Origin of the sequence: Sphingomonas sp. ASY06-1R (genome assembly GCF_052180265.1) — a bacterium.
GTDB lineage: Bacteria > Pseudomonadota > Alphaproteobacteria > Sphingomonadales > Sphingomonadaceae > Sphingomonas_I.
This window is the reverse complement of the sequence record NZ_CP197464.1, coordinates 3683297-3696811: the sequence shown is the minus strand read 5'-3', so window position 1 is coordinate 3696811 and position 13515 is coordinate 3683297. Positions and strand designations below refer to the sequence as shown.

Below are 13515 nucleotides of genomic sequence, written 5' to 3'. Positions count from 1 at the left end.
GGCGCGGCAAATAATACTCTCGCCGGAACGGCAAGTGCAGGATTCACAACTGCGCGATGGTCGCTTGCGTCAAGATGAGGCGCTGATCGTCGGTTCCGTTCGGGTGATCCTTTTGCTGATTATTACCGATTAATTGGGATGTACTACCAAAGACGCCAGTTCCAGGTTCTGGCTGAGTAAACCTACCGGCAGACGCACCGCCTCGGCCCGTTCGGCCGCTGCGGTCGGATCGACGACCGCGACCGAAAGCGTGCGCGCGAAGGGCGCCGACCATGCCCGAACGGTGTCGATCGGCAAGCGCACCTGCCAGGTGCGGCCGCCCTGCGCGGCGACCGCATGATCGTTGATCCGGATGATCGCATGCGGCGATGCGCGATGCCCACGAACCAGCAGACAATCGCGTGCACCGCAATTGACGACGCGCGCCTTCGCGACAGGTGCCGCGACGGCAGGCGTCGCCACGATTGCGGCGGCAACGATCAAGCCTGAGAAGATGCGTATTGCCATGGTGGCAAGCTGGCCAAAGCGGGCCGATCCAACCATGGGGCGTTTGACGTAGCGTTACAGCGGCACCGGCATGCCCGCGCATCCTGGCGCCAGGCGTGGAATTGCGGGTTGGCGCGCCGCGTCGCTATGGTCTGGACAAGCAGGCGACCCCGTGTTCGAGCGCCAGCCTCATGGCCTGGAGTGCGAGCCAACCAGCAGGCGGTGATGTATCGCCTATTGTGAAAGGGTGGCGACGGCGATCGCGGTCGCCGATGCGCGATTTTCCACGCCCATCTTCTCGAAAATCTGTTCCAGATGCTTGTTCACGGTACGGGGGCTGATCTCCAGGATCTCGCTAATCTCCCGATTCTGTTTGCCGCGGCTGATCCACACCAGAACTTCCGCTTCGCGGGAGGTCAGCGCGTGGCGTTCGGCCAGGATGCGTTCGGCATCGCCTTCGCGTTTCTCGGTCAGGCGGAAGAGCCATTCGCTGGAACTCGTCCGGCGCAGGAAGGTGCATTCGATCAGGCTGTCCCCGATCTGGAGCGACGCTTGCGCGCCTGCCGGTACGTCCGCGCCCTGCAGGCGCCGGATGGTTGCGGCAAGCATATCGGGCAGCCGCACATCCTGGGGGCTCCAGCCGGGGAACAGCCGTTCGATCGTGGCGGTGGCGAGCGGCGTCAGCCAACTGGTGGTGCCGCCTTCCTCGATCGCGAAGGAAGGCCGACCCGCCGTATCGAGCGCCAGCTGGCTGCCCTGCGAAATCCGCGCATTGGCCAGATGGACCGAGACCCGCGCCAGCAGCTCGTCGACGACAATGGGCTTGTGCACATAGTCGACCGCGCCGGCCTCCAGCCCGCGCACGACATGTTCGGTTTCCGTCAGCCCGGTCATGAAGATCACCGGCAGGTGGCGGAAGCGGCCGTCGGCCTTGATCCGGGCGGTGGTCTTGAATCCATCCAGGCCGGGCATCACCGCATCCATCAGCACAAGATCGGGGATGACGTGTTCGAGCAGGTCCAGCGCCGCCAGCCCGTCGACCGCGATCAGCACCGTCATCCCCGCATGTTCCAGCGTGGCGTTCAGGAAGCGCAGCGATTCGGGCGTGTCGTCGACGACCAGGATCGTGGCGCGAACATTGCCGGCGGGGGGGCTAGACGACATTGTCGAGTGTCCGAGCGAGCGCGCGCAGATCGAAGCCGCTCAAATGACGCCGCATCGCCGCGACCGCCGCTGTGCTTTCCGGAATTTCGGCTTCCAGATCGGTCAACACCATCTCAATCCCCCGCACGTGGCCGACTTTGACATATTGTTTGAGGCTTTCGAGATGAGGCCGCGCGGCATCGGGCCAGACGATCGGGGCGACAGCCTCTCCCGTCGGCGCGGGCTGATCGGTCGAGACGATCCAGGTGAGATCCAGCTGGCGCCCGATCGCATCCAGCATCGCGCCAAGATCGACCGGCTTGGAGATGAAGGCGTCATGGCTGCTGCGCCCGTCGCCCCCGGCGCGGAATTCGTGCGCGTTGGCGGAGACCATGACGATGCGCAGCCGACGCCCCAGGCGCGTGCGCAGTTCTTCGGCAATATCCCAGCCGCTGCATCCCGGCATCTGGATGTCGAGCAGGACCAGATCGGGCTTGCATTGCTCCGCCAGCGCCAGCCCCTCGGCACCGCCGCCGGCGGTGAATATCGCGAAGTCGAGCGGGCGCAACAGATGCTGCACGACGGTCAACTGGGAAAGATTGTCATCGATCACCAGGATGGTCTTGCGATCGCCGCGATAGCCGGTCACGCGCCCGTCGGCGGCGGCGCCGACGGGTACCGTCATCGGTTCGGGCAGCATGAGCTGAAGCTGAAAGCTGCTGCCCTGGCCGGCGACGCTGCTGACCGTCACTTCGCCGCCCAGGATGCGTGCCAGCACGCGCGTGATGGCAAGCCCCAGGCCAATGCCCGGCTCCAGCGCCGTCTCGGGCGAACTGCCGCGCTCGAACGGCTCGAAGATCCGTTCCTGATCCTCTGGCGCGATCCCGATCCCGGTGTCGCGCACTTCGATAAAGGCGATCTGGCTGCGATAGCGCACGCGGAGCGTCGCCCCGCCGCGCTGCGTATATTTGATCGCGTTCGACAGCAGGTTGATCAGGATCTGGCGAAGTCGCTTCTCGTCCGTCCGGACGAAGGCGGGGAGCCGGCCTTCGACCTCATACTCCAGCGACAATCCTTTGGCGGCGGCCTGCATGCGAAACATGTCGACGACATGATCGAGCAGGCCTGGCAATCGCACGATATCCTGCCGGAACTTGAGCACGCCACTCTCGATCCGCGAAATATCCAGCAGCCCTTCGACCAGGTTGGTGAGATGTTCTGCGGAGCGGCGGATGACGCCCGCAGCCTCCGCCGGCGGGATGGCGTCCTCTCGTTCCAGCAATTGGGCATAGCCATAGATGGCATTCAGCGGAGAGCGGATTTCATGGCTGACCGCGACCAGATAGCGAGTCTTGGCCGCGTTCGCCGCCTCGGCGACATCTTTGGCCTGCTGTAATTCGGTTTCGGTATGCTTGCGGGCCGCGACTTCTTCTTCCAGCAACAGCGTCTGGCGGGCACATTCCTGCTCCGCATAACGTCGTGCGCCCCGGCTACGGACGACCAGCAGCGCGCAGGCCACGGCCACGGCCAGCACCACCACCAAGCAGATCGCCCAAGGTGTGCCTGCCATCATATCCCGGCCGCGATCAGGATTGCCCGCCGGCGTGCCGGCTTACATGTCTGGTCATGCGCGCAACGGATCGCGCCGCGATCGCGCCCCATCCTTTATTATGGATCGATCCCCCGTTGGTGCGACATGCCACAGCGGGCAAAATCCGCGGTGAGATGATGCCTGAATGACGCATTGCAGCATCATAAAATGGGGTGACACGTACCATCAGCTCGGTATAAGACTTATTACTAGATTGATCAAACGTAATATCGGCCCTCTGGGCGGATGACGGAATTCCGGGCCTTTTGACGCACAGTAGACGGGGGTGAGTATGGCAAGGTGGATGTCGAAAACGCGTTTGGCGATCGCAACCGCGGCAATGCTCCTTACCGCTTCTTGTAGTGGCGGGGGCGGCGCACAACAAGATGCACCAAAGCGGACAGAGTTTTCGATCGGCTGGTCGATCTATGCCGGCTGGATGCCCTGGCCTTATGCCCAGCAGGCCGGCATCGTGAAGAAATGGGCCGATAAATATGGCCTGAAGATCAATATCGTTCAAGTGAACGATTATGTCGAATCGGTGAACCAGTTCAACGCCGGCAAATTCGACGGCGTCACGCTGACCAATATGGATGCGCTGACCATCCCGGCCGCCGGCGGCAAGGATACGAGCGCGATCATTCTTGGCGATTATTCGGACGGCAATGACGGGATCGTCCTGAAAGGCGCCAAGAGCCTCGCCGACATCAAGGGGCGGACCGTCTATCTGGTCGAGCTTTCCGTTTCGCATTATCTGCTGGCGCGCGGCCTCTCGACGGTCGGGCTGCAGCTTTCCGACGTGAAGACGGTGAATACGTCCGATGCCGATATCGTCGGGGCGTTTGCAAACCCGTCGGCGACCGCCGCCGTCACCTGGAACCCGCAGCTGTCGGAACTGGCGAAGGTTCCGAATGCGAAGATCATGTTCGACTCGCATCAGATCCCGGCCGAGATCCTCGATCTGCTGGCGGTCGACACTGCGACGCTCAAGGCCAATCCCAATCTCGGCAAGGCGCTGGCGGGGATCTGGTATGAAACCATCACGCTGATGCAGCGCAAGGATGCGGCCGGCGCCGCCGCCCGTGCGACGATGGCCAAGATGGCGGGAACGACGCCGCAGGCGTTCGATGCCCAGCTGAAGACGACGCATCTTTATGGGACCCCGCAGGAAGCGGTGAGCGCAATCAAGGCGCCCGCGCTGGCCGATACGATGAGCAAGGTGCGCGACTTCAGCTTCTCCAAGGGGCTGTTTGGCTCCGGCGCGAAATCGGCGGATGCGGTGGGGATCGGGCTGCCGGGCGGCAAGACGCTGGGCGACACGAAGAACGTGAAGTTGCGCTTCGATCCCAGCTTTATGGAGCAGGCCGCGGCCGGCAAGCTCTGAGGAGGACATTATGCGCTGGGTGAATATCCGACCGAACCGGCGCACGACGATCCTGCTGGGGGCTCTGCCGCTCCTGCTGGTATTGGTCGCTTATCTCTTCGCCGCGACGGCCCGTCATGCCGCCAACCCGTCCGACAAGGTGTTGCCGACGCCGGGGGCGATGATCTCGGCGATGCACGGCCTGCTGGTCGATGCCGATCCGCTGAGCGGGCGCCTGATCTTCTGGGCCGATACGTTCGCTAGCCTGGAGCGGCTGGGTCTCGCACTCGGCATCTGCACTTTGTCCGCCTTGCTGGTTGGGATGGTGCTGGGTGTCTTGCCCGCCGCACGGGCCACGTTCGGTGGGCTGGTCACGACGGTGGCCGTCATCCCGCCGATTGCCCTTTTGCCGATCCTCTTCATCGTCTTCGGACTGGGTGAGACCGCCAAGGTCGCTCTGATCGTGATCGGCGTGGCGCCGTTCCTGATCCGCGATCTGGCCGATCATGTCGCAGCGATCCCACAGGAACAGCTGATCAAGGCGCAGACATTGGGGGCGAGCAGCTGGCAGTTGGCGCTGCGTGTCGCCGTGCCCCAGGCGCTGCCGCGGTTGATCTCCGGACTGCGGCTCTCGCTCGGGCCGGCCTGGGTCTATCTGATCTCGGCCGAGGCGATCGCGTCGGATAGCGGCCTTGGCTACCGCATCTTCCTCGTCCGTCGCTATCTGTCGATGGACATCATCATCCCCTACGTCGCCTGGATATCATTGCTGGCGATCGCGATGGATATCGCGCTGCGGCAGATCAGCCAGCGCGGGTTCGTCTGGGCGCATCAGGTCAACCGATGAGCGACCTCCTCACCTTCGACAATGTCTGGCTGGAATATGGCGACAAGATCGTGCTGGAGCGCGTCGATCTCGGCATAACCGAGCGAAGCTTCGTCTCGATCGTCGGCCCCTCCGGCGCGGGCAAAAGCAGTTTCCTGCGGCTCGCGCTGGGGCAGGAGGCTGTCAGCCGCGGCCGCATCCTGTTGGACGGCAAAGTGCTGGCGCCCGAATGCGGGCCCGATCGCGGCGTCGTGTTCCAGCGCTATTCGGTGTTCCCGCACCTGACGGCGCTACGCAACGTGATGTTTGGGCGCGAATGCGTGAGCGCACCGTTCACCGCGCGCCTGTTCGGTGCCGCCCGGCGCGCCGCCGCCGAAGAGGCGGAGGCGATGCTGGTCGAAGTCGGCCTGGGCGATGCGCTGCACATGTATCCCGCGCAATTGTCGGGCGGCATGCAGCAGCGACTGGCGATCGCGCAGGCGCTGATGGCGCGGCCGCGCGTGCTGTTGCTGGACGAACCCTTTGGCGCGCTGGATCCGGGCATCCGCCAGGACATGCATCGCCTGATCCTGCGGCTGTGGGAAGAACATGCGCTGACGGTTCTGATGGTGACGCACGATATCACCGAAGCCTTCCGATTGGGCACGCGCGTGCTGGCGTTCGACAAGCGCCGGATCGATCCGCACGCGCCGCACCGCTTTGGCGCGACCGCCGTCTACGACCTGCCGCTGACCCGCAAACAGAAGCTCGAGCCACCCCCTGAGTTATTACGATTGACAGAATCAGTAATAACAGAGACAGGTCAGACATTGTGAAGGACGCGACCCCCTCCAGCCTCGCCCGGCTCAGTATGAGCCTTCCTGCCGAACTCTCCCGCCAGCTGGATGTGATGGTGGAAGAGCGCGGCCTGCCATCCCGATCGCAACTGATTGCGGAACTGATCCGCGACGAATTGGCGGAACATGGCGCGGCCCTGCGGCCCGAAGACATGCTCGCGGGCACCATTACGTTGGTCTATCGCGGCGATATGGGCCGCGTGCGGCACCAGCTTGCGCAGACGCAGGGCGAATATCTCAAGGAAGTCATCTCTTCCCAGCACGTCTTCCTGGAGGACGATCAGTCACTGGAAGTGATGCTGGTGCAAGGGCCGGCACGGCGGTTGCGCAATCTGTGCGACGCGCTGCGCAAGGTGCGCGGCGTGCAGCAACTGCGCCTGTTCACCACGACCGCGCTGCTGCCGCCGCTCCACGAGCAGGATCAGGCCTGGCGCGAGGAAGGAAACAAAGCGGCATGAGCACGATACTCGCCGATCCCAACAGTGCGCGGGCGCATGCCCGGGCGATGGAGGGCACCGTCGTCGAAGCGATGCCGGTACTGCCGCCGCGCGCGGACGATCTGCCTGCGGGCGTGTCGGCCGGCGACCTGCTGTGGGAAGAGACGATCGCCGGCGGCGGCTATGCCTCGCGCCGGCTGGCACGCGGCACGCGGCTGCGGCTGATCGATCTGAAGGGCGATGCCTGTGCGTCGCTGCTGCTGTTCAACGCGGCCATGCCGACCGAGCGGCTGAATATCGCCGATACGGTCAAGGTGCAGTGGGATGCCTATCCCTCCGCCGGCAGCCTGCTGCTGTCGGATATGGGCCGCGTCCTCGCCAGCATCGCGCAGGATGACGCGGGCACGCACGATGCTTTTTGTGGCGCCTCGAACGAAGCGTCGAACCGGCGTCATTATGGCGATGGGCGCAATTCCGGCGCCTATCCCAATGCGCGCGACCGGCTGTTGCTGGGCGCGGCGAAGCACGGGCTGGGGCCACGCGATGTCCATCCCTGCATCAACCTGTTCAAGGGTGTCCGGATCGCCGCCGACGGCGCGGTCGAGCCCCAATTGGGCCCGTTCGCACCGGCCCGATCGATTGTTCTGCGCGCCGAAATGGAGCTCATCCTGGTCATCGCCAATTGCCCGCACGTGCTCGACCGACGCGACTGGAGTGTGACGCCGCTGCGCGCCACCGCCTGGCGTGGCCCGATCACGACCGAAGACGATCCGATCCGCGCCGCCACGCCTGAGCGGTTGCGCGCCTTCCTCAACACCGAAGATCTGTATCGCCGCTGATGAGCCAAGATCCGCACCTCGACGGCCTGACCGGCCCTATCCTCCACGACGAAGTCGTACCCGACCGGGCACCCTGGTCGCACCGCGTCAATGCGGGCGAAACGCTCCGCATCATCGACCTGGAAGGCAATCAGGCGGTCGACTTCCTCCTCTATTCGGCCGCCAACGATGCCGAGCGCTACAGCGCGCAGGATACGATCGCGGCCCAGGCCAACATCTTCCTGCGCACGGGCAGCGTGCTGCTCTCCAACGAAGGCCGGCCGATGATGACGATCACGGCAACCTCGGTCGATTATCACGACACGATCGGCGGCGCCTGTTCGTGCGAGTCGAACAGCTTGCGCTATGGCCATCACACCAAGGCCCAGCATAGCTGCGTCGACAATTTCCTCGTCGCCAATCTGCGCGACGGCCGCGGCAAGCGCGACATGGTGTCCAATATCAATTTCTTCATGAACGTGCCCGTCACCGCCGACGGCGCGCTCGGCATCGTCGATGGCATTTCGGCCCCCGGCCTGACCGTCGATGTCCGCGCGGAGATGGATGTGATCGTGGTCGTGTCCAATTGCCCGCAGATCAACAATCCCTGCAACGGCTTCAATCCGACGCCCGTGCGCATGGTCGTGACAGCGTGAGTTTCGGCACGGTTCTGATCGCCAACCGCGGTGCGATCGCCTGTCGGATCATCCGGACGCTGCGGCGGATGGGCATCAAATCGGTGTCGGTCTTCTCCGACGCGGATGAGGCGTCGCGGCATGTGGCGGAGGCGGACATTGCGGTGCGGATCGGGCCTGGGCCCGCCGCCGAAAGCTATCTCGACGTGGAACGGATTCTGGCGGCCGCACGCGAGACCGGCGCGGACGCGATCCATCCTGGCTACGGCTTCCTGTCCGAGAATGCCGCCTTTGCCGAGGCGTGCGAGGCGGCGGGAATCGTCTTCATCGGTCCGACACCGGAAAGTATGAGGGCGTTCGGCCTGAAGCATAGCGCACGCGCGCTGGCGGAGGCGGAGAAGGTGGCGCTGGCACCGGGCACCGGGCTGCTCGCCGACGCCGAAGCGGCGGTCGAGGCGGCCGGCCAGATCGGCTATCCGGTGATGCTGAAGGCGACTGCCGGGGGTGGCGGTATCGGCATGCGGGTCTGTGCCGATGCGGGTGCGGTGCGCGAGGGGTTTGCCGCGGTCGCGCGTCTCGGTGCCGGCAATTTCGGCGATGCCGGACTGTTCCTGGAACGGTTCGTGCCGCGTGCGCGCCACGTGGAAGTGCAGATTTTCGGCGACGGCGCGGGACGCGTCATCGCGTTGGGCGAGCGCGATTGCTCGCTGCAACGGCGCAATCAGAAGGTCATCGAAGAGGCGCCGGCGCCGCATCTTCCCGAACAGGTCCGCGCCGACTTGATCGAGGCGGCGGTGCGGCTGGGAACGGCCGCGAAATACCGCTCCGCCGGTACGGTGGAATTCCTCTACGATCCGGCCCGTCAGGATTGGTTCTTCTTGGAGGTGAATACGCGCCTTCAGGTGGAACATGGCGTGACCGAGGAAGTGACCGGGATCGATCTGGTCGAGTGGATGGTGCGCGGTGCCGCCGGCGACCATAGCTTCCTCGACGCGCCCGTTCCCCAGCAAAAGGGCTGGTCGATCCAGGCGCGCATCTATGCCGAGGATCCGGCCGTTTACTTCCGGCCGGCCGCCGGCACGCTGACCGAGGTCACCTTCCCGGGCGATGCGCGGGTCGAGACGTGGGTCGAGCGTGGCTCGGACGTCTCGTCCTTCTACGATCCGATGCTTGCCAAACTGATCGTGCACGCGCCCGATCGCGACAGCGCGGTGGCGGCCATGCAGGCGGCGCTCGACAAGACGCAGCTGGCCGGCATCGAAACCAATGTGCGCTGGTTGCGCGATGTCGCGCGCAGCGACGATTTCGTGACCGGAGACGTCTCGACCCGTTCGCTGGAGCGGGTGGAATATCATCCCCACAGCATTGTCGTCCGCTCGGCGGGCACTGCCACGAGCGTGCAGGATTATCCGGGCCGTATCGGCTTCTGGGATGTTGGCGTTCCGCCGTCCGGACCGATGGACGCGCGCGCCTTCCGGCTCGGCAACGTGTTGCTCGGCAACGATTCCCGTGCGGCCGGTCTGGAGGTCACCGCAACCGGCCCGACGCTGCAGTTCAACGCCGCGACGCGCATCTGCCTGACCGGCGCCGATTTCAACGCGACGATCGACGGTAAGCCGCTGCCGCGCAACAAGCCGATCGCCGTGACCCAAGGCCAGGTGCTGGCACTTGGGCGGGTTCAGGGCGGCGGCATGCGCGGCTACATCCTGTTCGCCGGTGGACTGGACGTGCCCTCCTATCTCGGTAGCGTCAGCACGTTTGATCTCGGCGAATTTGGTGGCCATGGCGGCCGCCGGCTGCGGGTGGGCGACACGCTCCATCTGGCGCCGCATCCGCCGGCCGTGATCCCGGGCCTGCGGACCATCGAGCAGCCGGACCTCGGACCGGACTGGACGATCCGCCTGCTCTACGGGCCGCACGGCGCCCCCGAATTCTTCACGCTCGACGATATCGAGACATTCCTGTCGGCCGACTGGCGGGTCCATTATAACAGCAACCGCACCGGCGTCCGGCTGACCGGGCCGAAACCGCGCTGGGCGCGCAAGGATGGCGGCGAGGCGGGGCTGCATCCGTCGAACATCCACGATAATCCCTATGCGATCGGCGCGCTGGATTTCACCGGCGACATGCCTATCATCCTGGGGCCGGACGGCCCCTCGCTCGGCGGCTTCGTCTGTCCGTTCGTCGTGATCGCGGCCGATCTGTGGAAGATCGGACAACTGGCACCCGGCGACAGCATCCGCTTCGAAGAGGTCAACCTCGCTACGGCCGATGCGGCCAGCGCCGCCGAGGAGGCATGGATCGAGGGGCGGCAAATCCCGCTGATGGCGGACGGGTCCAAGGGCGGCGGCGAAGCCATCCTGGCCGAATTGCCGCCGCAGGGCCGGCGTCCGCGCGTCCTCTATCGCCGTCAGGGCGACCGCAACCTGCTGGTGGAATATGGCCCGATCACGCTCGATCTGGAATTGCGCCTGCGCGTCCATGCGGCGACGACCGCGCTCGCGAAGCTGGACCTGTCCGGCATCGTCGACATCGTGCCCGGTATCCGATCCTTCCAGGTGCATATCGACGGCGTGCGCCTGAAAGAGGCGGAGCTGCTGAAGCGGCTGATCGCGATCGAGGAGGATCTGGGCGGGCTCGACGATTTCACGATTCCCTCGCGCATCGTGCATCTGCCGCTGAGCTGGGACGATCCGGCGATCCACCAGACGATCGAACGCTATATGGCGGTGGTGCGCGACGATGCGCCCTGGTGCCCCGACAATATCGAGTTCATCCGCCGCGCCAACGGTCTGGGCAGCGCCGACGATGTCCATCGCACGATCTTCGATGCGAGCTATCTCGTCTACGGCCTGGGCGACGTCTATCTCGGTGCGCCGGTGGCGACGCCGATCGATCCGCGCCACCGGTTGGTGACGACCAAATATAATCCTGCCCGTACCTGGACCCCGCCGAACGTGGTCGGGATCGGCGGCGCCTATATGTGCATCTACGGGATGGAAGGCCCGGGCGGCTATCAGCTGTTCGGTCGCACCATCCAGGTGTGGAATACCTATCGCCAGACCGGCGCCTTTGCCGATGGCAAGCCGTGGTTGCTGCGCTTCTTCGACCAGATCCGCTTCTTCCCCGTCAGCCATGATGAACTGACCGAATGGCGGCGCGATTTCCCGCTCGGGCGGCGTGTGATCGAGATCGAGGAAACCGAATTCCGGCTCGCCGATTATCGCGCGTTCCTGGCCGAAAATGCCGAATCGATCACGGAATTCGAAACGCGCCGCAATGCCGCCTTCGCGGCTGAGCGCGCCGATTGGGAAAAGCGGGGCGAGTTCGATCGCGTGGCCAGCCTGGTCGAGGGCGCCGACGAGAGACCTGCCGACGCGATCGCATTGCCGGAAGGCGCGGAGATGGTCGAGGCGCCCTTTGGCGGCAGCGTCTGGAAGCTGCTCAAGGCGACAGGCGACACCGTCGCCGCGGGCGAGACGATCGCGGTGCTGGAAGCGATGAAGATGGAATTTCCGGTGGTCAGCGCAGCCGCGGGAACGGTTGTCGGCCTCTATGTCGCGGAGCGGCAGACGGTTACGCCGGGGTCGCCCGTTCTCGCGTTGATGCCGGCATGACCGCGCTCGATCGGCTTCCCGTCGACGGCATCGCGGCGGATGTGCAGGCGGGCCGGCGCAGTGCCGCCGAGGTGATGGAAGAGGTGCTGGCGCGCCTTGCCGCTTATGATGCGATCCAGCCGGCGGTGTGGATATCGCGCTTCGATCCGGACGATCTGCGCGCGGCGGCGGCAGACGTGGACGCGCGGCTGGCCGCGGGCGAGGTGCTGCCACTTGCGGGCGTGCCGTTCGCGGTGAAGGACAATATCGATTTGGCGGGCCTGGACACGACCGCGGCCTGCCCCGCTTTCGCCTACCGGCCCGCTGCATCGGCAACGGTGGTCGAACGGTTGCTTGCTGCGGGTGCCATCCCGGTCGGCAAGACCAATCTTGACCAGTTCGCAACGGGGCTCAACGGCACGCGCAGCCCCTACGGGATCCCGCGTAACGCCTATAACCGCGCCTGGGTGAGCGGCGGATCGAGTTCCGGCTCGGCGGTGGCGGTCGCGGCCGGGCTGGTGGCGTTTGCGCTGGGCACGGACACTGCCGGATCGGGCCGTGTGCCCGCCGCCTTCCACCATCTTACCGGCTTCAAGCCGACGCGCGGCCGCTGGAGCAGCGCCGGGCTGGTGCCGGCCTGCCGGACGCTCGACTGCATCACCGTGTTCACGGCCACGGCCGGCGAAGCGGGCCTGATCGATGACATCGTCGCCGGCTTCGATCCCGCAGATGCCCTGTCCCGCACGCGCGACGATATCCCCCGTGACACGCGCCGGATCGGCATTCCGCGCACCGATCAGCGGCCATGGTTCGGTGATATCGAATCCGCTTTTCTCTACGATCAAGCGTTGGCCGGTCTCGATGTCGTGTTCGTCGAAGTGGACATGGCCCCGCTCAACGAAGCGGCGCGATTGCTCTATGACGGCCCTTGGGTCGCCGAACGCACCGCCGCACTGAAGGACCTGCTCCACAACGATCCCGAAGCGATTCACCCCGTCGTTCGGGAAATCGTAGAGAAAGGCTTCACCTTTTCCGCGGTCGATGCCTTTCAGGGCGGCTACCGTCTCGCCGAGCTGGCGCGCGCGGCAGACGCGATCTGGGCCGATGTCGACATGCTCCTGCTGCCGACCACACCCAAATCCTACCGCGTGCGCGAAATGCTCGACGCGCCGATCGCGCTGAATGCCAGCCTTGGCGCCTACACCAATTTCGTGAACCTGCTGGATATGGCCGCAATCGCGGTGCCGACTGGCAGCTATCAAAGCGGCGTCGGTTTCGGCGTGACCCTGATGGGCCCGGCCGGGACGGATCGCGCCTTGATCGACGCCGCACAGGCGCTTTTTCCCGCGCCGGCGCCGCCGCCGCCGCTTGACCTGGAGGGACGGATGGAAACTGTAAAGCTGGCGGTCGTGGGCGCCCATTTGAAGGATATGCCGCTCCATTGGCAGCTCACGTCGCGCGACGCGCGCTTCGTCGGCGAAGCCAGGACCGCACCGGTCTATCGGCTCTACGCCATCGCCGACAGCGTGCCCCCCAAGCCCGCATTGGTCCATAGCGGTGAGGGCGCCGCGATCGCGCTCGAGATTTACGAGCTCGACATGGCCGCGTTCGGGAGCTTCGTCGCGGAAGTTCCGCCGCCGCTCGCTATCGGCACGGTGACGCTGGAGGATGGCAGTCTCGTCAAAGGCTTCATCGCTGAGCCGCGTGCGACGACGGGGGCCGAAGACATCACCGATCTCGGCGGGTGGCGCGCCTTTATCGCGCGGTAGGCCGCGGGCTGAAGC

Annotated in this window: 11 protein-coding genes; 8 read left to right on the top strand and 3 right to left on the bottom strand. The window is 65.3% G+C overall.

The window, feature by feature from the left end; genetic code table 11:
- Nucleotides 1-129: 129 nt before the first annotated feature.
- The 3 genes from ACSBM8_RS17450 to ACSBM8_RS17440 form a co-directional block, all read right to left on the bottom strand.
- Nucleotides 130-507 (bottom strand): hypothetical protein, encoded by a 378-nt coding sequence (locus ACSBM8_RS17450; protein WP_442679260.1) that lies wholly within the window; start codon nucleotides 505-507, stop codon nucleotides 130-132.
- A 213-nt stretch (nucleotides 508-720) separates the two neighbouring features.
- Nucleotides 721-1650 (bottom strand): response regulator, encoded by a 930-nt coding sequence (locus ACSBM8_RS17445; protein ID WP_442679259.1) that lies wholly within the window; start codon nucleotides 1648-1650, stop codon nucleotides 721-723.
- Nucleotides 1640-3199, bottom strand: a complete 1560-nt coding sequence (locus tag ACSBM8_RS17440) for an ATP-binding response regulator (RefSeq protein ID WP_442679258.1) — start codon at nucleotides 3197-3199, stop codon at nucleotides 1640-1642. Before ACSBM8_RS17440 ends, ACSBM8_RS17445 begins: the two co-directional genes overlap by 11 nt.
- A 313-nt stretch (nucleotides 3200-3512) precedes the next feature.
- Here ACSBM8_RS17440 and ACSBM8_RS17435 point away from each other — a divergent pair, with 313 nt between their 5' ends.
- Genes ACSBM8_RS17435 through atzF form a run of 8 tightly spaced genes read left to right on the top strand, consistent with a single transcriptional unit; the run spans nucleotide 3513 to nucleotide 13500 of the window.
- Nucleotides 3513-4604 carry a putative urea ABC transporter substrate-binding protein gene (locus ACSBM8_RS17435; protein ID WP_442679257.1) on the top strand — a complete coding sequence of 364 codons (1092 nt, stop codon included), beginning with the start codon at nucleotides 3513-3515 and terminating at the stop codon, nucleotides 4602-4604.
- Nucleotides 4605-4614: 10 nt separating this feature from the next.
- A complete protein-coding gene (locus ACSBM8_RS17430; protein WP_442679256.1) occupies nucleotides 4615-5430 on the top strand; it encodes an ABC transporter permease in 816 nt (271 codons plus the stop codon).
- The gene (locus tag ACSBM8_RS17425; protein ID WP_442679255.1) at nucleotides 5427-6224 is read left to right on the top strand and encodes an ATP-binding cassette domain-containing protein; all 798 of its coding nucleotides are present in this window, start codon (nucleotides 5427-5429) and stop codon (nucleotides 6222-6224) included. Before ACSBM8_RS17430 ends, ACSBM8_RS17425 begins: the two co-directional genes overlap by 4 nt.
- Before the next feature lie 35 nt (nucleotides 6225-6259).
- Nucleotides 6260-6703, top strand: coding sequence for a CopG family ribbon-helix-helix protein (locus tag ACSBM8_RS17420; protein WP_442681630.1), 444 nt, complete (start codon nucleotides 6260-6262; stop codon nucleotides 6701-6703).
- Nucleotides 6700-7521 carry an urea amidolyase associated protein UAAP1 gene (locus tag ACSBM8_RS17415; RefSeq protein WP_442679254.1) on the top strand — a complete coding sequence of 274 codons (822 nt, stop codon included), beginning with the start codon at nucleotides 6700-6702 and terminating at the stop codon, nucleotides 7519-7521. Before ACSBM8_RS17420 ends, ACSBM8_RS17415 begins: the two co-directional genes overlap by 4 nt.
- A complete protein-coding gene (locus ACSBM8_RS17410; protein ID WP_442679253.1) occupies nucleotides 7521-8156 on the top strand; it encodes an urea amidolyase associated protein UAAP2 in 636 nt (211 codons plus the stop codon). Before ACSBM8_RS17415 ends, ACSBM8_RS17410 begins: the two co-directional genes overlap by 1 nt.
- On the top strand, nucleotides 8153-11752 hold the full coding sequence (gene uca, locus ACSBM8_RS17405) for an urea carboxylase (protein WP_442679252.1): 3600 nt from the start codon (nucleotides 8153-8155) through the stop codon (nucleotides 11750-11752). Before ACSBM8_RS17410 ends, uca begins: the two co-directional genes overlap by 4 nt.
- Nucleotides 11749-13500, top strand: a complete 1752-nt coding sequence (atzF, locus tag ACSBM8_RS17400; protein ID WP_442679251.1) for an allophanate hydrolase — start codon at nucleotides 11749-11751, stop codon at nucleotides 13498-13500. Before uca ends, atzF begins: the two co-directional genes overlap by 4 nt.
- Nucleotides 13501-13515 lie beyond the last annotated feature (15 nt).